General features: G+C 54.7%; 24 protein-coding genes. 10 read left to right on the forward strand and 14 right to left on the reverse strand.

The features are described 5' to 3' along the window. Positions 1 to 61: 61 nt before the first annotated feature. The gene (locus KJS47_RS18640; protein ID WP_213526575.1) at positions 62 to 469 is read left to right on the forward strand and encodes a VOC family protein; all 408 of its coding nucleotides are present in this window, start codon (positions 62 to 64) and stop codon (positions 467 to 469) included. A gap of 125 nt (positions 470 to 594) precedes the next feature. Further along, complete coding sequence (gene tlp, locus KJS47_RS18645; RefSeq protein ID WP_213526576.1) at positions 595 to 819, forward strand: small acid-soluble spore protein Tlp; 225 nt, start codon at positions 595 to 597, stop codon at positions 817 to 819. A 42-nt stretch (positions 820 to 861) separates the two neighbouring features. On the opposite strand, the gene KJS47_RS18650 is transcribed toward tlp, so the two are convergent. The 10 genes from KJS47_RS18650 to KJS47_RS18695 all read right to left on the reverse strand — a co-directional run bounded on the left by KJS47_RS18650 (position 862) and on the right by KJS47_RS18695 (position 10,743). Beyond that, the gene (locus tag KJS47_RS18650; RefSeq protein ID WP_213526577.1) at positions 862 to 1,119 is read right to left on the reverse strand and encodes a helix-turn-helix domain-containing protein; all 258 of its coding nucleotides are present in this window, start codon (positions 1,117 to 1,119) and stop codon (positions 862 to 864) included. Continuing rightward, entirely contained in the window at positions 1,120 to 1,326 is a 207-nt protein-coding gene (locus KJS47_RS18655) for a YvrJ family protein (RefSeq protein WP_213526578.1), read from the reverse strand. Between the two features lies 1 nt (position 1,327). Next, complete coding sequence (locus KJS47_RS18660; RefSeq protein ID WP_213526579.1) at positions 1,328 to 1,957, reverse strand: sigma-70 RNA polymerase sigma factor region 4 domain-containing protein; 630 nt, start codon at positions 1,955 to 1,957, stop codon at positions 1,328 to 1,330. A gap of 182 nt (positions 1,958 to 2,139) precedes the next feature. After that, positions 2,140 to 3,504 (reverse strand): hypothetical protein, encoded by a 1,365-nt coding sequence (locus tag KJS47_RS18665; RefSeq protein WP_213526580.1) that lies wholly within the window; start codon positions 3,502 to 3,504, stop codon positions 2,140 to 2,142. Between the two features lie 108 nt (positions 3,505 to 3,612). Next, positions 3,613 to 4,371: a phosphodiester glycosidase family protein gene (locus KJS47_RS18670; RefSeq protein WP_213526581.1), complete on the reverse strand. Its 759-nt coding sequence runs from the start codon at positions 4,369 to 4,371 to the stop codon at positions 3,613 to 3,615. Between the two features lie 267 nt (positions 4,372 to 4,638). Further along, the gene (locus KJS47_RS18675; protein WP_213526582.1) at positions 4,639 to 5,139 is read right to left on the reverse strand and encodes a pyridoxamine 5'-phosphate oxidase family protein; all 501 of its coding nucleotides are present in this window, start codon (positions 5,137 to 5,139) and stop codon (positions 4,639 to 4,641) included. Positions 5,140 to 5,321: 182 nt separating this feature from the next. Next, positions 5,322 to 6,797, reverse strand: coding sequence for a protein adenylyltransferase SelO (locus tag KJS47_RS18680; RefSeq protein WP_213526583.1), 1,476 nt, complete (start codon positions 6,795 to 6,797; stop codon positions 5,322 to 5,324). 158 nt (positions 6,798 to 6,955) lie between these two features. After that, positions 6,956 to 7,615 (reverse strand): YdeI/OmpD-associated family protein, encoded by a 660-nt coding sequence (locus KJS47_RS18685; protein ID WP_213526584.1) that lies wholly within the window; start codon positions 7,613 to 7,615, stop codon positions 6,956 to 6,958. 239 nt (positions 7,616 to 7,854) lie between these two features. Continuing rightward, positions 7,855 to 9,564 (reverse strand): right-handed parallel beta-helix repeat-containing protein, encoded by a 1,710-nt coding sequence (locus tag KJS47_RS18690; RefSeq protein ID WP_213526585.1) that lies wholly within the window; start codon positions 9,562 to 9,564, stop codon positions 7,855 to 7,857. 297 nt (positions 9,565 to 9,861) lie between these two features. Further along, entirely contained in the window at positions 9,862 to 10,743 is an 882-nt protein-coding gene (locus KJS47_RS18695; RefSeq protein ID WP_213526586.1) for an AraC family transcriptional regulator, read from the reverse strand. Positions 10,744 to 11,041: 298 nt separating this feature from the next. Between KJS47_RS18695 and KJS47_RS18700 the strand changes: the two genes are divergently transcribed. From KJS47_RS18700 to KJS47_RS18715, 4 genes are all read left to right on the forward strand, one after another. Beyond that, positions 11,042 to 11,848, forward strand: coding sequence for an N-acyl homoserine lactonase family protein (locus KJS47_RS18700; RefSeq protein ID WP_213526587.1), 807 nt, complete (start codon positions 11,042 to 11,044; stop codon positions 11,846 to 11,848). 17 nt (positions 11,849 to 11,865) lie between these two features. After that, a complete protein-coding gene (locus KJS47_RS18705; RefSeq protein WP_213526588.1) occupies positions 11,866 to 12,351 on the forward strand; it encodes a MarR family winged helix-turn-helix transcriptional regulator in 486 nt (161 codons plus the stop codon). 232 nt (positions 12,352 to 12,583) lie between these two features. Further along, positions 12,584 to 12,961 carry a BlaI/MecI/CopY family transcriptional regulator gene (locus tag KJS47_RS18710; RefSeq protein WP_213526589.1) on the forward strand — a complete coding sequence of 126 codons (378 nt, stop codon included), beginning with the start codon at positions 12,584 to 12,586 and terminating at the stop codon, positions 12,959 to 12,961. After that, complete coding sequence (locus KJS47_RS18715; RefSeq protein WP_213526590.1) at positions 12,958 to 15,225, forward strand: M56 family metallopeptidase; 2,268 nt, start codon at positions 12,958 to 12,960, stop codon at positions 15,223 to 15,225. The genes KJS47_RS18710 and KJS47_RS18715 overlap by 4 nt, the downstream gene beginning before the upstream one ends. Before the next feature lie 92 nt (positions 15,226 to 15,317). Here KJS47_RS18715 and KJS47_RS18720 read toward each other — a convergent pair whose 3' ends face one another. Then, entirely contained in the window at positions 15,318 to 15,815 is a 498-nt protein-coding gene (locus KJS47_RS18720) for a hypothetical protein (RefSeq protein ID WP_213526591.1), read from the reverse strand. A 78-nt stretch (positions 15,816 to 15,893) separates the two neighbouring features. Continuing rightward, on the reverse strand, positions 15,894 to 16,490 hold the full coding sequence (locus tag KJS47_RS18725; RefSeq protein WP_213526592.1) for a TetR/AcrR family transcriptional regulator: 597 nt from the start codon (positions 16,488 to 16,490) through the stop codon (positions 15,894 to 15,896). Positions 16,491 to 16,650: 160 nt separating this feature from the next. Here KJS47_RS18725 and KJS47_RS18730 point away from each other — a divergent pair, with 160 nt between their 5' ends. The 3 genes from KJS47_RS18730 to KJS47_RS18740 are packed head-to-tail and all read left to right on the forward strand — an operon-like array spanning position 16,651 to position 20,326. Beyond that, the gene (locus KJS47_RS18730; protein ID WP_213526593.1) at positions 16,651 to 18,147 is read left to right on the forward strand and encodes a spore germination protein; all 1,497 of its coding nucleotides are present in this window, start codon (positions 16,651 to 16,653) and stop codon (positions 18,145 to 18,147) included. Continuing rightward, positions 18,144 to 19,223: a hypothetical protein gene (locus KJS47_RS18735; RefSeq protein WP_213526594.1), complete on the forward strand. Its 1,080-nt coding sequence runs from the start codon at positions 18,144 to 18,146 to the stop codon at positions 19,221 to 19,223. The genes KJS47_RS18730 and KJS47_RS18735 overlap by 4 nt, the downstream gene beginning before the upstream one ends. Further along, complete coding sequence (locus tag KJS47_RS18740) at positions 19,220 to 20,326, forward strand: Ger(x)C family spore germination protein (protein WP_213526595.1); 1,107 nt, start codon at positions 19,220 to 19,222, stop codon at positions 20,324 to 20,326. The genes KJS47_RS18735 and KJS47_RS18740 overlap by 4 nt, the downstream gene beginning before the upstream one ends. Here the strand turns inward: KJS47_RS18740 and KJS47_RS18745 are convergent. Further along, positions 20,323 to 21,510 (reverse strand): amidohydrolase, encoded by a 1,188-nt coding sequence (locus KJS47_RS18745; RefSeq protein WP_213526596.1) that lies wholly within the window; start codon positions 21,508 to 21,510, stop codon positions 20,323 to 20,325. The two genes, KJS47_RS18740 and KJS47_RS18745, sit on opposite strands and share 4 nt — an antisense overlap. A 120-nt stretch (positions 21,511 to 21,630) precedes the next feature. After that, positions 21,631 to 22,494, reverse strand: coding sequence for a LysR family transcriptional regulator (locus KJS47_RS18750; RefSeq protein ID WP_213526597.1), 864 nt, complete (start codon positions 22,492 to 22,494; stop codon positions 21,631 to 21,633). A gap of 137 nt (positions 22,495 to 22,631) precedes the next feature. Here KJS47_RS18750 and KJS47_RS18755 point away from each other — a divergent pair, with 137 nt between their 5' ends. Then, on the forward strand, positions 22,632 to 23,600 hold the full coding sequence (locus tag KJS47_RS18755) for a DMT family transporter (protein WP_213526598.1): 969 nt from the start codon (positions 22,632 to 22,634) through the stop codon (positions 23,598 to 23,600). Positions 23,601 to 23,660: the final 60 nt, after the last annotated feature.

The raw sequence follows: 23,660 nt of genomic DNA on the forward strand, positions 1-23,660 counted from the left end.
TGAGGTATGGTTACCCTGTGAAGACAGAACGACCTTATAACGAGAAAGGACGGGATGAAGGATGGCCAAGCTGACCCCTTATTTTTACTCGGAGGATGCACGGGCGCAGGCTCAGTTCTATATCGAGGCAATGGGAGGCGAGATCCTGGAGCAGAAAACGTATGGCGAGGCGCCCGGTACAGAGGAAGGGATGAAGGACAAGATCATCCATATGAGGTTCACAGCGGCCGACGTGACCTTCTTCATCGCGGACTCCATGCATGAGGCACCCGGACAGAACAGCTACGATCTGAATCTGGAATTCCGGGCGGAGGATGAAGCCCGTCGGGCCTTTGCAGGACTGGCGGAGGGCGGCCGGGTGCTCATGGACTTGGAGAAGCAGTTCTGGGGATCTCTTTTCGGCCGGGTCGAGGACAAGTTCGGCGTCAAATGGCAGATCAGCACGGAGGCCCCTACCCACCAAGGCTAGGGCATAAGAGGCGGGGAAGCGAGGAAGGACACAATACCGTCCAATTATGTATAAGTTTGGCCGCAAACGTCCACTCTACTGGTTAGCGCTCCCGTGAGCGATTTACTTACCAGGAGGGATTCACGATGGCCAAACCGGATAACCGCGCCGATAACGTCGAGCGCCTGCAGGAGAATATTCAGAACACGCAGGAGAACATGCACGAAGCAGAAGATTACCTGAACGAGTTCTCCTCGGAGATCAGCAGCGAGGAACGCAGCCGGATCGAGGCGAAGAATGAGCGCCGCGAAGAGAGCATTGCCGGATTCCGCGAGGAAGTCAAGGACGAAGCGGCCGACGCCGAGGAGTAGACTATCCGTGCCAGCCCCGAGAGGGGCTGGTTTTTTCTGTCCTCAACTCTTGTCATCGAGTCTTGCGTAGACGAGGCTGCAGAACTTCGAATAGTCAGGCGTCCGGGATAGATCGTAGGCGAGGATCGTCTTGATAACCAGCTCTACCGTTTCCTGCTCCACATCCTCACGCTCCTGGCTTTTGCGCTCTTTGCTTACTTTTTTAATCAAGGGATGGAAGCGGCCAATGAGCTGGCGAAGTGCTTTTTTATCCCCCCTTTGTGCCTTCATGACAAGTTCGTAGAGGTCCTCTTCCCCCATTTACTTCCGCGCTCCTTCCTTCATGACGTGCACTAGGTCTTGGATGGTGCTGTTCAGCTTTTCGATCTTTTCTTCCAGCCTCACCTGCATGAGCGTGGCCCCCTCGATTTTTTTCTCGAAACGGAGGAGCAGGTAGGATGTGATCACGATAGGAAATCCGAAATTGCCGATTGCCGTGGTCAATAAGGTAATGATCTGCTGCTCCATGTCAGGTCGCCTCCTTCACGTTTGGCGTTGATCGCTTGTACATGAACTTGCTTAGCTTATTTAGGGCGGCGCTTCTTGTTTTGTACACGGCCTGCTGGGAGATCCGCAGGGTTTCCGCTATTTCGGTATCCTTATATAGCTGGCTGTAAGCAAGTGTGGTGACCAGCAGCTGCTTCTGTGTTAATTCCCCTAGTGCTTCGAAAAGGAGTTCATTATCGACTGCAGAACGAAATCGCTCCGGACTGCCCGTCCAGCTGTATGCCTCCCTTGTTTCCGCAAGAACATGGTCTCCGAGCGTACTCTCTCCGTCCTCTCCGATGGCCTTATCCAGAATCATGTGATGCTTGTCCTGGTACCGCTGCCTTCTGCGGTCTTGGACAACCGCTTGGTATCGGATCGTACTCCGCACATATTTGGAGAAGCGGATCGCGAAGAAAAACCGGCGAAAGGCTTCCTCAAGACAGTCCTTGCTCTCCTGATCGTTGGTCTGCAGGAACAGACAGAGGAGCAAAACATGCTCTGGCGTTTCGAAAAAGTGCCGAATGATCCAATTTATAAATAACGGAGAATGCGTCTGCTGGTATTGGGTGAATAACTCCTTCTGCTCATCAGATAAAAAATGGACGTTCATTCGATTCCCTCCTAGGTTTTCTGAGTCTTATAGTGCGGAAACCGAAATGAAAAACAACCTAAATACGAAAAAATAGGAACTAATGTTCCCATTGTAGCATGTTTTTTCCATTTTTTTATAGCTGTTTTTTCCTACTGGTCCCTCCCAAATAAAAAAAAGGGGGGTCCCCCCTTTCTTCTCTGTCATTCCTTGCCGTATTCCACCCATGCGAACGTATCCGGGGACGTCCAACCAAGAAAACGTCCCATTCCCACGAAACGAGGCGGCCCGCCACTGATGTCCGTCATCCACAGCTCCTTGAAAAAGTCGGCGTTGGAGCGGGTCAAATAAACGAGCTTGCTCTTATCCGGTGACAAGTAAGGGACCATCTCCTTCTCCTCCCGCCGGATTGTCCGAACGAGCTCCACGTCTGCGTCGGGTACCTTTTCTCCGGTTTTGGTCGCGACATCGATAACGTGATGCCCCAGCCCACTCTCGCCAGGCAATTCAGTTCGGACTCTTACCGTATGGTCATCTCCCCATTCGAGCGGATAGGAGGTCAAGTAGCCGTCACTGTGGGACAGAAAGGCTGCCCGGGGAACGGTTAGCTTGACCGTGCCTTTGTCGCTGATGACGACTAGATCCGCTTCTGTCCGTAAGGACTCGTCCCGGGCCACCATCAGTCCGATCGACTTCCCGTCCGGGGAGGTGGAAACTCCGAGAATAGGCAGCTGAGACGTATACACCAAATCCTTTCGTTTGGTCCGCATATTCAGCCGGAATACCTGGGCATGAGATAGGACGACATCCAGCAACTCCCCCTGGACGGTGCTCGACACTTGAACGTGTTTAAAGCCGTGAACCTGTTCCAGACGGCTTTCTTTGTGTTCGGGGATGGGCACCGTAAGGGCGAAGCCCGACTGCAAGTCCTGAAGCCGGATCTGCCGCTCGTCCTGGGAATAGAGCAGCGCCTTCCCGGTCCCCGCTTGGCGGAGAAGCTCGATTGGACCTGCCGTAGTCGTTTCGGTATAAACGTGCTGGTAGAGATTGTAGTCGGTTAGTACGACAGAGGGAGACGCACTTGCCGCTCTATGCTGAAACACCAGCTCAAAGAGATGAGGGGCGTCTTCATTCAGCATGCCGGGCGCTTTCGTCTTGGCTTGCCGGGCGCTGACATGGATCGTTTCCCGTGGCGCCAAATTCGTGAATATCAACGTGAATTCCTTGTCGGACTGCCAATTCAGCTGATAGGGAACCGGGTTCCTCTCCGCTAGATTGCTCGATGTCTGTTCCCGGATCGCTTGCTCGACAGACGCGCGATCCAACTCCACATCGGAGAGATAGCGATAGACCAGCGGGTCCTTATCGGAGACGGGGATCCTCTTCTCGTCCACGTCCGGCTTCAAAGATCCATTCGTGCGGATCGGGCTTGGCGACGATATGGAAGGAGACGGCGACGCTGGGCCCGGGATGTACGGCGTGCTCCTCTGCGGCTCCGGCGCCTGCAGGCAGCCGGACAATAGTGTCAGCAGCAAGAATCCGGCTATTCCTCTACCTATTCCTGTCATCCATTCTCTCCCCTTTCTTGGTCCCCACTCCTATAGACCGAGTAAGCACCTCAAGAGTTCCAGGGCGAACGAGAAAAATCTCCACACACTGTGGAGATTTTTCTCGGCTTACATAGGAACGGTCACCATGCTGAAGATTTTTCGGGCCTCCGTCTCATGATAGTTGCTGGACGTTCCTTGCTTGAAGCGGATCTGCGTAGAGCCGCCTCCGTCGAGATTAACGCCCATCGTGCAGCCGAACTTGTCTTTCATGACCGTGCGGACATCCCAGATCGTGCAGCCCTTCCCTCCGTTCCATAGATCGTTCCCATCGAAGAACGTGCACAGGATCACTTTGTTGGCGCCCTTGTAGCCGATTGCCGTACGGGCCACATTGCTGCTGTACGAGGGAGCCTTCTCGCTGACCATCCGGGAGTTGAACGCGGACTCCGTCAGCGTTTCGCCGAGATACAGACTGATCCCGCCGATCGCCCATTGGACGTTCGATTGCTGGATCGTATATCCGTTGTGCGTGACGGGGAACTCATAGAATCGCTTCTCGAAGAGAAAAGTGCCGTCGGCCAAGTTGTTGGACAGCTTGACGAGGGCTCCCCGTCCGCCGCTGCTGAACGTCGTGTAATCCTGTGTCCCGCCCGCCTGCCGGACGATACTGCCGTTCTGGATGGCGATGCCGGTCAAATATCCGTAGGTGCTGCTGGACGAAGAGTTGTCGAAAAATGTTCCGTTCACTCCGTAATAACCGGAGTTGCCCACCGTCGTAGCGCCAACGTTGCGGATGGTGACCTCATTGATATCCGCCTCAAGCCATTTCAGATGCAGATTCTTTCCGTTAACCGTATACGCGCCGTAATCGTAAGTCGCTGTCATATTAGTTCCTCCTTAGGTAGGTTTGGGGCGCCGTTATCAAACTTCCCCATCCGTTTGCTAACGGCTATGCTACCTAAGTGAGAGAACCCGGCCGTTTCACAACCATCCTCCGCCGATAATTTGCGTCAGCCCGGTTTCTTCATCCGACCGTCCCGGAGGATGCCAAAAAAAGACCTCTGCCGCGTGCAGAGGTCTTCAGGAGGCCCCAGGTCTCGGCCTTATGCTCTACCGGAAGCAGCGGCTTCCGCCGAGCGGGCGACCGTCCGATTAACGGTCCCCTTCCAATTCGACGGTCTGGTTCAGATCGTCTTCCCCAGAGCCTTTCCCCGTCAGTCTCGAGAAAAGCTTCTTGACCATCTTGGTCTTGCTGCCGGTTTCCCAATACTCGGCGGTCTCCGCCTGGATCTTGATCAGAACGAGATTCGGATCGTCGCTGGAGGTGTCCAGCAGCTTCGCGTAAAGCGGGTTCCAGAATTCCTTGATCTTGGCCCGGTCCTCCACGAGCTCCGCTTCCCCTCGTATCGAGACATAGGATTTGTCGGCGTAAGCCACGTTTACCTGGGGATTCCGCTGGAGCTCCCGGTACTTGTTCGTGTCTTTTTTGGTCAGGAACCACAGGTCCCCGTCGAATTCGACTTCCTGGGTTTGCATCGGGCGCGAGACCAGTCCTTGGTCCGACATGGTAGTCAGCATGGCCGTGTCGATGCCTTTAATGAGATCCCGAACCGTTTCGACCGCTTCCTGGTTGGCAGCATGAGTGTTCGACATGGACGTTTCACCTCGTTTGTTTATGAGTACGGACAGGTTTCCCTACTCTAAGACCCGCCATGCAGGAGGGCCAATCCCGGCAGCGTCCGGGTTCGGCGGGTACGCCAAACAGGCATCCGCGACCCGGGGATGCCTGTCTTCTTACAGCCGGACGCCTGCTTCCGCGCTCCTTGTCCCCACCCTTATGTCCCGCAGTAGGTACGGTACGGACGCGGCGACTCCGGAGGCAGGGCGGCATAGTCCGCCTGCTCGGTGGTGTGCGCGTAGGGGCAGGCGAGGACGGCCAGCAGCCGGTGCATGACGCTGTAATCCCCCTCGCGTACCGCCGCCTCGAGCGCTTCCTCCACCCGATGGTTGCGCGGAATAACAGCCGGGTTGCTTCGTTTCATCCGCTCGCGCGAGGCATCCGGCGACTCCGCTTGCCTACCTCGTCTCGCCTGCCACCGTTTCTGCCATTCGGCGAATGCCGGGGTGCCGAACAGCGGCTCGCCCTCCAGAGTCTCGAACGTCAGCGCTCGGAATGTGTTGGTATAGTCCGCCCGATGCTGATGCATGAGCTTCAGCAGGTCGCCGATGAGCGCCGGGTCCTCGGCCTCCTCCCCGAAAAGCCCCAGCTTGGCCCGCATGCCGGCGATCCAATGCCGCTCGTATGCCTCGGAGAAGCCGGCCAACGCCTCCTCGGCCACTCGCACGGCTTCCTCCTCGTCTTCGTGCAGCAGCGGCAGCAGGCTCTCCGCGAACCGGGCGAGGTTCCAGGCTGCGATCGACGGCTGGTTGCCGTAGGCGTACCGGCCGCCGGTATCTATCGAGCTGAACACTGTCGCCGGGTCATACCTGTCCATGAAGGCGCACGGGCCGTAGTCGATCGTCTCTCCGCTGAGCGCCATATTGTCGGTGTTCATCACGCCGTGTATGAACCCGACGAGCATCCACTGGGCGATCAGCGCCGCCTGGCGGCCGATCACCTCCTGGAGCAGGGCGAGGTAACGGTTCTCCGTATTCGTTGCCTCCGGATAATGCCGCTGCAGCGCGTAATCCGCCAGAGCGCGCAGATCGTCCTGCTCACCTCTGGCCGCGGCGTACTGGAACGTCCCCACACGCAGATGGCTCGCCGCCACGCGGGTCAGCACGGCGCCAGGCTGCATCTCCTCGCGGATGATCGTCTGGCCGGAATCGACGACCGCCAGGCTGCGGGTGGTCGGGATCCCGAGTCCATGCATCGCCTCGCTGATGATGTATTCGCGCAGCATCGGTCCGAGCGCAGCCCGGCCGTCGCCCCGGCGGGAATACGGAGTAATACCCGCCCCTTTCAGCTGGATGTCCATTCGCTCGCCCTGCGGCGTCAGCTGCTCGCCGAGCAGAATGGCCCGGCCGTCGCCCAGCATCGTAAAATAGCCGAACTGGTGCCCGGCATACGCCTGCGCCAGCGGCTCCGCGCCCTCCGGCACCCGGTTGCCCGCAAGCTCGGCGGTGCCTTCCTCGCTCTGCAGCACCGTAGCGTCCAGTCCCAGCGAGGCGGCCAGCGGCTCATTGAACACCGCCAGCTTCGGGGCGCGGACCGGGCTTGGGTCGACAAGCGAATAGAAAGCTTCCGGAAGCCGGGCATAGCTGTTATCGAAGTTCCACCCTGGTTTGGTTCCCGTTAGGTTCTCAGTCATGGGGTCTCCTTTTAATGGTTTTGGATTAGTTTCCTCTTCCTCTTTACCCATCATGCATAGCCATGGTTCGCAAAGGAGCGACTTGGCTGCTGCCGGCCGATTGGTTATTCGGGTCTGAACCCGGCTCTGCTTCTGATGGCTCGGCAACGAACGCCCGCTTATCTTCTGCGGTAGATGTCGATGCTTTTATACCCTGCGCCCAGAATATCCTTCATTTCGGCTCTTCGTTTGGATCTTGTTTCCTCTTGCACCGCACTATACACATACCGAGCCCAATCCTTGCGATAGCCCGGGGTGAGCGACTGGTAAAAAGCCAGCACCTCCGGCGAATCCTGAAGGTCCTTCTCCACTTCCGGAATGAAGTTGACGTAATCGTCCACAGATTGGCTCGGTTTGGAGGAAGTCTTCTTCTTGGCCTCTTCCTTGAAGCCGACTACAGTAAACACTTCGTTAAGCCCGACCATCCGCGCGAATTTGAGCGTGCTTGTCCCAATATAGCCGTCTTCGCCGGCGCCTAACCCTTCCAATAAGCTGTCCCGGTGAATATAGGTGGGGTACACCTTGTTCCCCTTCTTGGGATACGCAGCGTACAGATAGCCGCCGTCGTGTAAATACTCGTTCTCTATGACGCGGGCGACGAGTGCTTGCAGCGATGCCAGATCGAGGACGAAAGCAAAGATGAGATCGTAGCGGCTCTCTTTGAACTCCGTATCGTAACCGGTCAGCTCTTCCAGCAGCTCTTCTCCCTCCGGTTTGTTCAGGACGAGGATCTTTTTATACTTTTGCAAATTCAATTTTTCGACAATCGTCTTGGGCATCTCTTCGGCCTCCGTTTCAGCTGTCTTGTTGCTCCGGAGCATGCGGCATTCCCCGTTTTCGTTGCCCCCAGTATATCACAGCGCACAGGCACGCCAAACATGCCGCTGGACAGGAGCTATCCGCCCCAAAGTGGTTTTCCACCGAAGCAAATGCAAACAAACGCATGGTCCAAGACCACGCGTTTGTTGGATCGGTATTAGGTAGAACCCATTCGGGCTTGTCCTTCCGTTAAGACGGACTAGACCAAATCGAACACCTTTTGATTCGTGGCGGCGTTCGAAACCGTGAATCCGAGGAAATTGTTGCCGACGCTCACGAAGATATCGGAGGAGGACGAAACCGTCAGCCCTTTGGTCGTCACGGCGTTGGTGCTGAAGTTGCGGACGCTGTTGGCCGACAGGACGACACGCTTGACGCTGCCGTTGAACTTGATGAATTCGTTGTCCGCGCCGGACCGGTTGACGCCGGCGATCGTGTTACCGGTGACCGTGATGCTCTCCATCGACCCGTTCACATAGATGCCGATCTGATCGACGAGCTTGATGTTGTTGCCGGTAACCTTGGTGTAATGGCACCCGCCGTCGACCAGAATCCCATGCCTCTTGGCATCCTCGATCGAGTTGCCGTCCACCACCGTGTCCAGGCTGTCGGCATTGACCGCAATGCCGCTGCCGCCGACGCCGCTGATCCGGTTGTTCGAGACGATGCAGTTGTCGCCATAGTGAATGTTGATGCCGTCGTTGATGCTGGTGGCGCTGTTCGCGGTAATATCGTTGCCGATCACCATGATCCCGGTCGGCCTTCCGTTGTCGCCGCCGTACACCTCGATCGCTCTCCCGTTCGTCAGCCCGCCGACGATCAGGTTGCCGCTCACGGTTCCGCTCTCGGACGGCTGGGACGTATTGGTCTGGTTGCCGTTGACGTCTATCGTATGCGTCCCGACGATGCTCGTCCGGACGTTGATCCCGGCGGCGCAATTGATCAAATGGTTGTTATCGATATGAAAGCGTCTCCACGAATAGGCGCGAATGGCGAACGATCCGCTGTTCTCGATCGTATTGTTCGTCACCCAGATATCCTCATGCCACTTCCCCGCCATAGCGGTGTGCGAGCCTACGGCCCGGTACCAAGACACGGCTCCCGGCGTCGAGCTTCCTTTGAACTCGCATTGCGTAATATGAACATTGCGGCACGCCGTTCCGTCATCCCGTCCGATCGTCGTCAGTCCCCGGTATGCCAGATCCAGTTGGATCGCCTCGTTGATAGAGCCCTCTCCGATATAGCCGTGGAACTTGGAGCGGGTCACCACGACATTCTGGCAGGCGTTGAATTCTATCCCATGCGAGTTCGCCGCGTCGAGCATCGTGATGCCGTCGATGAAGAAGCCGTCACCATGGCCGAAATGGAAGCCGGAAGCTTTGCTCGGGTACTCGTCCGCATTGATGTCGAACGTGCCGCCTACAATCTTGATGTTCCCATGCCCGTCGTAGCCCCCGTACGTTTCCGGTGCGCCCTGCGGATCCGAGGAATTTTTGAAGCCGTTCTTGAGAATATAGCCGTTGTGCATCCGAACGATACGGGCCTTCGGCGCCATCAGCAGCGTCGTGTTGCGGTACAGGCGCAATTCCTGCCGGACGACATAGGTGCCCTCCGGTACCACAATCGTGACCGACTTGTTGCTGTTCTGCACATCGTTCGGATTTTTGGCGACGTCGAACGCCGCCTGGAACGCGGCCCAATCGTCTGCCACCCCGTTGCCGGCCGCCCCAAAATCCTTCACGTCGAGGTACACACCGGTTACGCTAGCCGACGCTTTCCCTCCCTCAAGCAGACTGCCGGCCGCCAGCGCGACACTCGCGAGGCCAACCGTCTTCAGCAGCTGCCTTCGGCCGATCCCGGATCCCGATTTGTCCTCAGCGTTCTTGCTTGCTTCGAGCCATTCCTTCATGCCCATTCCCTCCATGGTTTCGGAATAAGTGAATCTATGCAGCAAAGCCATATGGCTTGAAGCATACTGCGGCACGAGTTAATCTAACGGATATATTAAGTTGACGTAAGGGACCCTTCTGGGCGAGCCTCCAACGTGTTGTCCTACTCAGAATAATATAAACCCAGTGGCCTTGGGAAGATGGCGGAATGCCTATTCCGACGCTTTTCCATCTGGATATCCGTATCGATAGCCAGCCAATCCCAAAAGCCCATTCCCTCCTGGGAATGGGCTTCGGTTCCCGCGTGCCGCTGCGCGCTAGCTTCGTTGTCTCTTCGTGACGGGAATCCACAGCTCGCTTCGATACTGCGGCGACGTGACATCCGGATGCTCGTTCCACAGCAGCTCCGGCCCTGGGCTCAGCTCGTACTCCGAGGATGGGAACCATTCGGAATAGATCCGTCCCCACACCTCCTGTAGTGCGCTTGGAAACGGTCCGACAGCCGTGAAGACCGCCCATTGGGAAGCAGCAACTTCCAGCTGCGCCAGCCCGGCGGGAGCCTCCTTCGTCGTGGCGACCCCGACATAGTGATCGAGCTCCCCCTGCTCCTCCATCCGCCCTTCGCCAAAATTCACGGACGCGCTGATGATGCCCGCCGGCTGCATGTTCGACAAGCCTTTCAAGGTCGCGATCCTCTCCGGCGTCAAGCTTTCATACATCTTGGCAATCTCCGGGTTGACTCCGTGAAACTGGATCGGCACCCGTTTGTGGATACCCACGATGCGAAACGCGTCTTTCTCTTCCAACCGATAGTTCATTTCCCTGCCTCCTTGGATGGTCAGCTGAAAAGTCATCCGCGGGAAGGCTTTGAGAGATTGCCCCGACAGCCGGGCCTCCGACGGCGTCACGCCGTGCATGCTCTGGAACGCCCGGGCAAAGGAGTCCGGCGAGGCGTAGCCGTATCGGAGCGCTACGTCGATCACCTTGCAGTCCCCGCCGCTCAGCTCCTGAGCGGCCAGCGTCAGACGCCGGCGCCGGATGTACTCCGACAGCGAGATGCCCGCTAGAAAGGAGAACATGCGCGTAAAATGGTACTCCGAGCAGCAGGCAATCCGCGCCGCCTCCTTGTAGTCCACCGTCTCCGTCAGCTTCTCCTCTACATAGGCCAACGCCTCATTCAGCCGCGCCAGCATTTCCATTCTCTCGCCTCCCCGCTGACCAAAGCATACCAACCCTGCCAGACCTTCTCCCGACCTTTCCTGCACCATCTTGCAGGGTAGTAGATCTTCTACGTGACCCTTCTTCCTTCAGCTTATCATAAGAAGCGATATCGTCGGTCTTTCGTTCCTAGAGCGAGACAAGCAGCGCCTTACCCAGGTAAAGGCGAATTCCTTAGGAGCTGGGCACAGGGCAAAAAAGGATTGAAATTAGATGACACGTCATTTAGTATAGAAAAACAAAGATAGATGACGTGTCATCTAAAGGAGCGCTTATATCGTGACGACCATTCATATCTGGCACACCGGGTCGGTTTATATCGACCAGTCTCTTGCTTTCAAGGAAAAGACTCTGCACCCGGCACCGTTCACCGGCTTTCTGAGACCGGCCGAGAAAAAACGCTGGGTCCCTGTTTCCACGTACCTGATCGAACACCCGAAGGGAAGGATCTTGGTCGATACGGGCTGGCACGAGGAGATGCGCACGCAGCCTAGGAAACATCTTGGTTGGCTGTCGCATGCCATGTACAAAGGGCAGCTGCCCCCGGGACAATCGGTTCGGGAGCAGCTTGCCGCCCACGGTCTGCGGGATGCCGATCTCGACTTCGTCCTGCTTACCCACCTCCATTCCGACCACGTCAGCGGGCTGAAGCAGGTTGCCGGTGCCAAACGTATCCTCACAAGTGAGATCGAATGGAAGGCTGCCCAGCGGGACTTAGGCTACATCCCCGGAATGTGGCAGGGAGTGGGCATCGAGACGTTTACATTGAAAGCCATCCCGTTCGGCCCTTATAATAGGGGCATTGACTTGTTTGATGACGGCTCTCTCTATCTGGTGCACACGCCCGGTCATAGCAAAGGGCAATTCTCCCTCTTGGTACAAACGGGTGGAGGATGGGTGCTGCTGGCAAGCGACGTCGGGTACGCCGAACGGTCGTGGCAAGACTTCATCCTGCCCGGCGTGACGTCCAGCCAAGAAGAAGCCGCCCAGTCTCTTCAATGGGTGCAGCAATTTTCCCAAAGAAGCGATTGCCGGATGGTAGCCGTCAATCATGATCCGGCTATCGTCCCTCAAACCATTACGTAACGTTTGGAGGAGGAGTCATGACGTCTGCCCACTTCGACGCAGAACGCTTCCGTTATTTGATCCTCGCGGCCCAACGTCTGGGTCAAAGGCAGATGAACGCATCCATGAAAGCGATCGGACTGACTCCCGCGCAATCCGAAGTCATTCGAGTGCTGGGCCAGCATCAGCCCATTACTCTTAAGGACCTGGGGGAGCTGCTCATCTGCGAATCGGGCAGCCCTTCCCGGCTTATTGACCGGATGGTGCAAGACGGTCTCGTCGAAAAGGAGCCTCATCCTAGCGACGCCCGCTTCGTCTACTTGCGGCTAACGCCGACGGGAACGGAGAAGGCCCGAACTATTGAAGAGTTTGAAGAGAACATGTACCGGGACCTAGGGCTGCTGTTTCCGAACCAGGAAATGAGCATGGTCAGCGATACGCTGCAAAAGCTGCTTTCCCATTCCCCCATTGCCGACACCTTGCGCAAAAGAGGCTTGCTGCGCGATCCCGCTGAAACCGATTGAACGAATTCCTTGAATAAAGGCGATAGCCCAGGACCGGTTTTCTTGTCCGTGGGTGTCGCTTTTTTATTTTCAGCCATTTTCGTCCGGGCACTTCTCCGAGGCTAAAATCGTTGCAGTAGGATGGGAAAATCCTTTTTCTGGTTAGCCCTCCACTTGACACCAAACGTTTACGCGTGTAAATTTAACTTAAGTTTACAGATGTAAACAATTAAAGCAAAAGGAGGGAAAGACCGTGAACGAGCCGCCTCGCATCACCGAAGCCGAAAGCGAAGTGATGAAGCTTCTCTGGCAAAAGGAGCCTTTATCGGCCCAAGAGATTATTCATGAGCTGCAGGAGCAGATGGAGTGGTCGGATCAGACGATCAAGACGTTCCTGAACCGGCTGCACAAGAAAAATGCGATCCGTTTCGAAAAATCCGGCCGAACCTATCTCTACTATCCGCTAGTCTCGCACGATGATTACTTGAAGGCAGAGAACCGCTCCTTCCTGGACCGGGTCTATAACGGGGCCGTCGGCATGCTGTGCGCGAAATTCCTCGAAGAGGAGAAGCTCTCCGACCATGACATTGAGGAGCTGGAGAAGCTTCTGCGGAAAAAGAAACAATCATGAGACATCTCGAGATGCTCGTTTCCCTCTTGTTGACGGCGTCCCTGGCAGCGACGGTCATGCTGGGCCTGCTGCTCTTGGTCCGCAAGCTGTTCCAGAAACGCCTTAGCCCCCGCTTCATTCAAGGCCTATGGCTCCTGGTCCTAATCAAGCTTCTCGTTCCTGTCGCTCCCCAAAGCTCGGTCAGCTTGTTTAACTTGCTCCCACAGGAGCTCCACCAGAAGAGCACTCAATGGGACGGCCCCTTCGGCCCTGGCTCCCCACCGAAGAGCCTTCTCCCCTCAAGCGGAGCAGAGCAGCCGCTTCCCGATCCGGTCACGAACCGCGCAGAAGCACCGCAAGCAGCGGCCGGACAGCCTGCCGCTCAAGAGACCTCGTCCGGGAACGGCCGCCCCGAGTGGAGCTGGCTGGCGATCGGTTCGCTTGTCTGGCTTGGAGGCCTGCTGGTGTTCAGCGTCTCTTACCTGCTATCCGCGTGGACATTTAGACGAACGATGCTAACCTCCCGCAGGCCCGCGGGTGGAGAGATCCTCTCCATTGTTCAGGCATGCAGAGAGAAACTGGGTATCCGAAGCCCGCTTCCCGTCTATGTGACAAGCGAGCTTTCCAGCCCGTGCCTGTACGGCTTAACGAAGCCCGCGATTTATATGCCTGAGGATATCGCGGCGGTTGTCGATTCCCGGCAGCTGACACATGTGCTGCTGCATGAACTGACCCACTACAAACGCAAAGACTTATGGATCCATGCCCTATGGACGCTGTCTCTCGGAATCCATTGGTTCAATCCTGCCGTTTGGCTGGCCGTTCGAACAATGAAGGCCGATCGGGAGGTCGCCTGCGACGCGGGCGTGCTCGAGGTGCTGGGTGAGCGGGAAGCTTCGTCGTACGGCATGACGCTTCTTATGCTGGCTCGGTTCCTTACCCGAAGACCTTCCTTTCAAGGCAATCTCTCGCATTTCTTTGAAACCAGGTCGGATATGAGACGGAGAATCACGATGATTGCCAAATTCAAGAAGGGCTCGTACAAGCTGTCCGCCGCCGCGATCCTTTTGGTGCTTGCCTTGAGCGCCACCATGCTTACGAGCGCATCGGAGACTGCGAGAAGCTCCAATGCGGATGCCGGTACAAGCAGTGGAGCCGAGAAGGCAGGCAGCTCCTCCCTTAACATCACCCGATTGAACGATTGGGCCAAATGGTTCGCTAATCTGGAGCGGGCGAACGAGTACGCCGGTTTCACCTACCAAGTACCGGATTATCTCCCTCCCGGGTATCAGCTGCAAAATGCGGAAGTTCTCGAGCACTACGTCAACCGCACCGACAATCTAGCCTACTTGACCTTTGTCTCGGATTTCGGCAAAGAAACCGAGACGATCTTCGAGCTCGTCGCCTCCAAAGGAAACCTGCTGAAGACGCACGATTTGGTATGGGGCACCGGGAATATTGCCCCGTGGACTTGGGGGGCTCCGCTGGCCGTCACCTATCGGCATGACGAGGCTACACGGGGCGGGGTCCAAGGAACGTTAGTGACGCAAACGCAAGGGTACGAGCAGCATGCGCCGGAGATCGCCAAAAGCTTCGTCTGGCAGAATGACGGCGTCTGGTACGCGATCAATTATTACAGCGAGAACCATACGTTGAAAGAAGGCACTCCGCTGCATAGAAGGAATCTTTCGGAGGAGGAGCTCGCGAAGGTCGTGGCCTCCTTTACTTACCCCCAGCAGCTTCAGCATGTCCGATACGACGGACAAGGGAATTCCTTCCCGCTATACGGGAAGGCGGATTTGGCCCAAGCTAAGGACATTCTGGGCTTTCCGGTGAAGCTCCCCTCTGCCCTGGCCAATACCCCGCTCAAGCTTAGCGACTCGATCCTGCTCCGAGCAGGCGATCAGAATACCGGATTCTCGTTTCGCCCCCATGCGGATTCCTTGCTGAATTCTTATCGACTAATGGAGGAGGCCGAAGGCATCGATCTCAATGACGAGCTCACGCTGTATCAGAGCAGCACTCCGCTATTCGACGTGACCAAGCTATCGCCTGTTCGAACGCTGGAGATTAACGGCGTCGAGCTCTCGGCTTATGCCGACCCGGACCATGTTTACATGAGCCCCACCTATACGTCCGATAGCAGCTTAGGCAGCGAGAAGTTCAGAAGCATGACGTATTACTTGTGGAAGCAAGACGATGTCTATTACACCGCCGTCTTTATGGGCATGGACAACGACCAGGAGGCCCCCCTCCGGGCTCTCGTTCTCGCTCCCGCCCAATAGAACAACACCAAGGGCCTCCCATCGGGGAGGCCCTATTCCCAGTTCCATCCAGTTCCCTCTATTGGCTTTCATAGGCGTTCCTTGCAAGCAGATTACGCATGCTTGTTCAGGGGAGGCGGGGTTGCCTTCTTCTTTAAAGCTCCCCCATCAAAATGGCGGCCATACGTCTTGACATAGGTTGTCATCTCTTCCGCGGAAGGGAGCTTCCCCTCGTGCGGCCATGTCAAAAAGTACGATTGAACCTTCCCGCTGTAGAACACCCAACTAAAAAACTTCCGGCCGAAATTGTGGGAGCCGCTCGTGCGAAATCGAGTCATCTGCTTCCCGTCTCTCCAGACGGTTACCGTCTGGCCAATTCCTCCCTGCATCTGCCCGCTCAGCTCGGCATACAGCAAATCTTCGTTCTTGGGCATGGCTTTCATAATGAATTGATTGATCACTCCGTTGAGAATCAGCCTCGGAATAGTAAACTGTTCTCCTCTGGTGACGGAGATAACGGCCCCGGGAGGAAGCTCGATCTCCCTGCTGCCAAGCGTAAACGTGGCTCCGTATTTGTTGGCTGGGTCTTCATGCTTTACCCATGTTCTCATAACGAACTCCCTCTCCAGGGTCTCTGCCCTCTCCGAATGTTTCCGGACTGCCAGGAAAGCAGCCGAACGCTTGCTTGTTTAGTTGAGCAACAGCTGATTGACGTGAGCCGGGTCGACGGGAAAGGACCGGCCCGCGGCAAAGGAGCTGAAGCTCAAGCCCTGGATCGCGGATAAATAGACATAGGCCAATTGCTCGGGGTCACCTTCCCGGAAGCTCCCCTCCTCCTGTCCTTTTCGGACCAGCTCCGCCATTCTTATTCTGGGCAGCCCTTCATACTCCGCGACCAATTCCTTTGCCTTCGGAGGGATGGACTCCATCGTAAAGGCCTGCACCATCAAGAGAAATGGATAAGAGGAGCTGCCCCCCGTATGAGAGAGGATAATGCCGGTCAGCCAGGTTAATTGATCTGCCGAAGTGCCTGGCTGTAGGAGCGCATAGTCAATGACCGCAGCCGCTGATTTGAGAGCACGCTCGACCAGCTCGGTGAAAATCTCATCCTTCGATTCAAAATAATGATACGTCAGCCCATGGCTGAGGCCCGAGTATTTGGAAATGTCGCTCGCCTTCGTACCGACAAACCCCTTCCGGGCAAAGACCTCCAAGGCGGCCTCCAGAATCTGCTCTCTGCGTTCCTCCCGAAGCTTATCGTTCCGTTCATTTCGCTTTTCTGCCATTTCTTGGTTCACCTCGTGCTGTTAGTATATTTCACGTTGACTAACTAGTCAATCAATTATTTTAGCGGTTTATGCTAGGTTCCCGACTTTATAGGACTGCTCTTTGTATCATACGGCAGGGAATTGGAAATAAGTAAAATGGCGTATACACGAGGGGAGGTTGGTTAGACTGATCCGGTCTTTCGTCAAGAGCATAACCGAGTTCATGGGAAACCCGGCAGATTTACGGATCCACCTGCTGCCCCCGGCAGAAGAGAAGGAGCCCCAGGCTGTTCTCCTGTATTTATCTACTATCACGGATCGGACCAAGATCCATGAACTATTTTTGCAACCCATACAAGACGCCTTTCTGGAAGAAAGGGATTCGGGCGATCTTTCCGCCCTTTTCGTCCAAAATGGACTCCCGATAAATGGAAACTTGGTCGACAAAAAGGTCTCCTCGGTCGCCCTCCAGCTGTTTGAGGGAAAGTGCGTTTTTCTGGCTAACGGGCTAAAAAAAGCGGTCGCCGCGGATGTTTCGCAGTGGCACGACCGCTCCGTTACTCCTCCGGAAACCGAGCATTCGTTAATTGGCCCCAAGGACGCATTCGTGGAAGACCTGGAGATAAACCTCTCGATGATCCGCAGACGCATTCGCCATGAAGATCTGCTTATCGAGTCGTTTACGGTTGGCACCAAATCCCGAACGACGGTAAACCTCGTTTATATGAAGAGCCTTGTCAACAAGCAGGTGCTGGACCAGCTGCGGCAGAAGCTGCAGACCATAGAACTGGATGTCCTCGTGGATACGACCCAATTAGGGCATATGATCACCAACCAAACCAAGCCTTTTAACCCGTTTCCCTTGTTTCAAACGACAGAAAGACCGGATAAAGTGGTTCCCTCTATTATGGAGGGCAGAGTTCTTCTCCTTGCCGATACGTCACCTACCGGCGCTATCTTTCCAGCTACGGTCATCGCGTTATACCAGGCCACGGATGATTTTTATTTTCCTTCCCTTTCCGGCACGTTCCTTAGAATGGTTCGTTTTACAGGCTTGATCACGACTCTGTTTCTTCCCGGGCTCTATGTCTCGATTACTTCGGTGAACTATGATGTGCTTCGCATCCAGTTTATGCTCGCGGTCGCTGCCAGCCGTGAAGGGGTGCCCTATCCGGCTTACATCGAGGTATTGATTATGATGGTCTTGCTCGAGTTGATCAATGAAGCGACGGTGCGGCTGCCGAAGGTCATCGGAGGAACGGCCACCATCGTAGGCGGTCTGATTATCGGTTCGTCCGCGGCGCAATCGCATTTGGTCAGCAACATTATGATCGTCATCACGGGAGCTGTGGCGGTAGGCAGCTACACGGTAGCCAATTACATGATTGGGGTGGCTTGGAGAATGATGAGCTACGCCCTCATGGTGCTGGCCATTCCCTGGGGACTTAACGGCATGGCCATCGGCTCGGCGTTTATCTTGTTATATTTGTGCCACATCAAGTCGGTGGGCGTCCCTTATCTCTCTCCGCTTAGTACGTTCCAATTAAAGGAGCTGTTCAGCGACGCCCTTCTTCGATTGCCTGTCATGATGAACCCCTTTCGCCCTTCCACTTATAGTCCGGCTGCGAAAGGCACCAGACGGATTCGACTCCGGAAAGGCGAGGATCAGCTTTGAAACGAATCACGTATGAACCGAAGCTCAACTACTCTATTCTGATCTTTGTTACGATCTTCCCTGTATCGATCAGCCGGCCGATCTCCGCCATATTGGAGGGTGTGGGCAGGAATAGCGTATGGTTTTTATTTCCCATCCTGCTCTTGGCCTTAGCTGGAACATGGATGAGCCTTCAGATTAGCAAACGGTGCGGAGATGTCTCCCTCATGCTGGCCTGCGGCGAGATTCTGTTCCGCTGGGCGACCCCCGTCGCTTACATCCTGTACGGCATTCTCTACCTGGGCATTGCCGCGTACACCATCGCGTTAAGCGGCGACTTTTCCTCCAGAGTCTTTCAATACGGCGATTCCAGAGACGCTATCGTTACGGATGTGCTTATCACAGCATGTGCCGCCCTGTTTCCCATGGAAACGTTGATCCGTTATTCGCAAGTCCTTATGATCATAGGCGTTCCTGTTTTTTTCGCAGCGACGTTGTCCATGCTGACGGAAACCCACTGGAGCTGGCTGCAGCCGATGTTCCATGTTCAGGAAATGATCCATCCGGATGTGGCGGCTGCGACCGTCATGGGCATGTTGTCGCCTTTGGCTGCCGTCACCCTGATTAGCCGAAAACATACGAACGTGACCTTCCTTTCGCTGAGCGGCTATATGACCCTTCTCACCGTATTAGTATCCTATCTGGTTGCCATGAGTATCGCGGCGTTCGGCATCCATACGGCTCAAAAAATGGAGTACGTGGTGTTTTACGGACAGAGCGCTGTCCATATTGAGAATTTTATTTTCGAACGCGTCATTTTTTGGGGCAGCGTCCTTTTAATCTACTTTAAGGTCGTCGGCAATGCTTTCCTGATGCGGTGTGCGGCACTGAGCCTGGCACAAACGTTGGGGATCCGTCTAGGCGTTGTCCCTATTCTGCTAGTCAGCGGAATCACGGCGGCCGTGTTTTGGAAGGTAGATCTCCCTTACTTTTTCCTCATGGCCCCCCTATGGCTGGGCTATTATAGCTTCCTCCTCTTATTCGTCTTTCCCGCCCTGCTCTACGCCATCCTTCTGCTGAGGAGAATCAAGACATGAGACACCGGATGTTTCGCTTGCTTGTCGCTGTGATGTGCCTGGCCATGATCGCGGGCTGCTCGCGTACGAAGCAGCTAAACCGAATCTCGTTTGTTACCGCGATTGGCCTCGACAAAGGCGATACAGGCGTTAAAATACACGCGTTGATCGCCGTTCCGGGGAAATTTTCTGCGCTCTCTCCGGCAGGAGGGGGAGGGGCCGAGGAAAAACCGCCCAATTACATATTGACATCGGAGGGAGACACGATTCCGAAAGCCTTATACGAGATGAAACGGAAAACGTCCCGGGACATGAACTTCGGACACACCCGGCTCATCTTGTTCTCTGACGAACTGGCTAAGGAGGGGGTCGAGCCCCTTCTCGATCTCTTCATGCGGCGGGAGGAGTTCCAGATCAACCCATGGGTTGCCGTCACCAAGGGAAGCACGAAGGATGTCCTGCAAGCGAAACCGGAAGTGCCCCAGTCCGTGACGGATTATTTAGTCGATACGTTCTCCCAGTCCGGTTCGGACTCAATGGAAATCCTGCCGATCTTTCTCTATCAGTTCTATAGTTACCTGAATGAACCGGGGAAAACTCCCTATGCGATGGAGATTCGAACACAGAAAGAAGGGAATCGCCTTCGGCTGGCCAATCTTGGCCTATTTCGCAAAGGGAAATTGGTTGGCGCCCTTACGCCGAAGGAAACGAAATATTTGCAAATGGTCATCGGCGATCGCTTAAGGCCGGCAACACTCACTATAAGAGACATTAGCTATACGTTATTGGCGCTTCGCACCAAACATGACGTCACGAAGGAAGGAATAAAGCTCGACATGAGCATTCGATTGGATCTGGACGCTAACCCTGCCGGTCCCCCCATGTCCTATTCCGAGAAGATAGAGCAGGAAGCGGCGATTGCGAATGCCCTTCAGAAGGACGTCGAGAGCTTGATCAACAAACTGCAAAATTTAAAAACGGACCCTGCCGGTTTCGGGGAGAAATACCGGACTGCACAGGGAGGCGATTTAGACGCGGGCGAATGGGTCGAGAGCATCTTCCCCAAGCTGCCTGTCCAAGTGAAGGTTACCGTCCGAATCGATAGAAAAGGAATGCTTTCCTAACTTAGCTGATAATAGCCGCACACCACATGCCCAACCGCCTTCGCCGCAACCAATAAGGCATGTTCATCCATGTCAAATTTGGGATGATGATTGAAGTAAGGGTTCGTTACTCCTTCGGGCGTACAACAGATGTAGAAGAAGTTGGCCGGGAACTTCTTCGCATAATGGGCGAAGTCTTCGGAAGGGGCCATCTTCGGAAACTCTCTGACCTCTTTAATCCTCGGATCATTCGCATTGTGTAAATAACTGGCCACCATCTTGGTTACTTCAGGATCGTTATACAAGGGCGGATAATCAGGCTTATAGTCCAGTTCGATTTGGACGCCGAACTCTTGTTCCATTCCCTTTGCCATGCGATGAACTTCTTCTTCAATTTTGGAACGCGTTTCTTCGCTCATCCCGCGGACATCGCCTTCGAGCTCCACACGGTCTTTGATCACATTGAAGGTGCCTTTCCCATCGAACGAACCAATTGTAACCACTCCCATGTCGAATGGATTCAACCGGCGGCTAATAACCGTTTGAATCGCGATCACGAAATGAGCGCCGGCTACAATCGCATCGTTGGCCAAATGAGGCGAGGAGCCGTGTCCGCCTCTTCCTTGGATGGTTAATTTGAAATATGCGCGTCCCGGAAAGACATACCCGCTGTTATAACCGACCACGCCAGCTGGGCCAAGCGGCAGTAAGTGAATGCCAAATATGTTATCCAAATCGTCTAACAAACCCGATTCGATCATCCCGATGGCTCCGCCCGGCGGAACTTCTTCAGCGGGCTGATGGATGATTTTGATGACCCCCGGGATTTCGTCCTTGAGCGCAAGTAAGCAGTCGGCGAGGACCATTAAATAAGCGGTATGCCCGTCATGGGCGCAGGCGTGCATAACGCCGGGATTTTTGGATTGGAACGGCAAGCCGGTTTGTTCCTCTATGGGAAGGGCGTCAAAGTCGGCTCGAAGCCCTATGGTCTTCCCGGGCTTTCCTCCGTTAATGGTTACGATGAGCCCGTAGCCCCCTCCCACCTTCGTATCGAGCTTCACATCCTTGCCTTTGTAGAAGTCTTCGATATACTTGCTTGTATTTTCTTCTTGGAAGGATAACTCGGGATTTTCGTGAAGATAGCGCCGGATCGCAATCATCTCCTCCTGGCGCTCCTCCAGCATTTGCATTAACTTCTCCTTCATAATTTGTCTTCCCCCTCGTGATCCTCATACTTGATTATTATCTTGCCCGCACCTCATCGGTATACCGAATTTTGCATTCACCGGCCATGCATAATTCATTCCGATGGAGCCTGCTGGCGGTTAGAGGGAAGCTTGTTTATTCCTTTCGATCGTTTCGAGAAATTTCTCCATCGTGGAAGTTAAATAAGCGTCGGCTCTTCTTATAAAGACGGTTTTAATCCTGCTGTATTGCTCCGGGAGGGAATGACAGCGGATGAGGCCGTTTTGTTCCATTTGGGTGACGGCTGCCCTGGGGACGAATGTGACGCCCAATCCGACGACAACGCTTTGCAGGATCGTTTCCAAGGTGCCGAATTCCAAAACCTTCTGCGGGATGACGGATTGATCTTTGTACCAAGCTTCAAGCCGCGCCCGGTATCCGCAGCCTTGGCTGAAGCACAGGAACGGCTCCTTCTTCAATTGGTCCAGAGTGGCGCCGTGCCTATCGGAAATTAAGACAAGCTCCTCTCGAAACACTTCATGCGAGACAAGATCGGGATGAAACGCGGATTCGGTCACGAACGCGCCGTCCAATTTATGATTTAACACTTCTTCTTCCAGCGTTTGGGTTACGCCAGTAAATAGCGACAAGTCAACATTTTGATAGGTTTTTATAAAGCTGGATAGAATTTGGGGCAAATGGATGACCGTCTCGACGGTTCCAATATCTAGTTTTCCGGAAGGCTCTTCTTTATTCCGGACCGCTTTTTTCATTTCATCGGTTAACAATAAAATCTTTTTGCTATACGTTAATAGTTTCTTCCCCTCCGGCGTCAGAGTCATGCCGCGGCGATGCCTGTTAAACAGCGGAGTGTTCAGTTCCAGTTCGAGCTTCTGAATCCTCATCGTGATGTTGGACTGCACGTACCGTAACTCTTTGGCCGCTTCCGAGATCGTTCCTTTCTCCGCGACCATCTGAAAAATCTCCAAATCCTTAATTTCCACGATGACTCCCACCTTTCTGCCCTCTCTCTTCTAAGATATCAAAAATAATGATAATAGTCATTGGTATTCGTCATTTTACAAGATGTCAGGAATGTCCGATGATAAGGGAGGCAACTAGAGAACGGAGGGCGAAGAAGTTGAAGAACCGGGTTTGGTGGGGGGCTTTTTTATGTTTTCTTGCTGCAGCTTCATGGGGAGCGATGTTTCCTGTCGCCCACGCAGCGTTTGTACATATTGACCCCTTTTACTTTACGATCATCCGCTATGGGTCAGTTACCCTGCTATTATGTGCGATCCTATTTTGGAGAGAAGGCAAGGAAGCTTTTCGATTGGAAGGAAGAGGGCTTTCCTTGTGGGGGTACGGGACGATGGCCTTTACCGTCTATAATCTCTTTATTTTCTGGGGGGAGGACCTGCTAGGCGCACCGGGCGTGATGACGGCCTCCATTATGGAATCGCTCATGCCGATGATCTCGATTCTAATTGGATGGATGATTTTCAAGAAACGTCCCCAGCCGTTTACATTGGGATGCGTGCTCGTGTCCTTGATCGGTGCCGTGTTAGTCATCACCAAAGGGGATATTGGAGCCTTTCTTGGGGCAGCGGGTCAAGTGTTCCCTTCTACACTTATCTTCATCGCCGTGATTGGCTGGGTCATATACACGATGGGCGGCAGTAAATATCGCAGCTGGTCGGTTTTGCGCTATTCCACGTTAAGCTGTCTGCTTGGAACGGTGACGGCTGTGGTCATTACCGTTGGCGCAACGCTGTTTGGCTATTTATCCGTCCCATCGGCAGAAAGCATCCGAGCCGCGGGCCCGCATTTGTTGTTTATGATCCTCTTCCCCGGCATCATTGCCCTGCTTGGCTGGAACATCGGGGTGAGCATACTATCGCCCTTAAACGCCCTGTTGTTCATTAACTTTGTTCCGGTTACCACCCTTGTCGTCTCCATTTTCCAAGGGAATGGGATCACCGTCTTTGATCTTCTTGGCACGGTCTTGATCATCATTTCCCTTGTGGCTAATAACATCTCTCTCCGAATGTCACAAAAGGTAGAAGCAAAGCGGCCGGTTCAAACCCATTTTCGTGAACGCACATCATAGCCCCAAGCCGGGCTTGTGAAGGATATTAGTAAAAGAAGGACCATCCAGCTAAGGATGGTC

This window comes from Paenibacillus sp. J31TS4 (assembly GCF_018403265.1).
GTDB lineage: Bacteria > Bacillota > Bacilli > Paenibacillales > NBRC-103111 > J31TS4.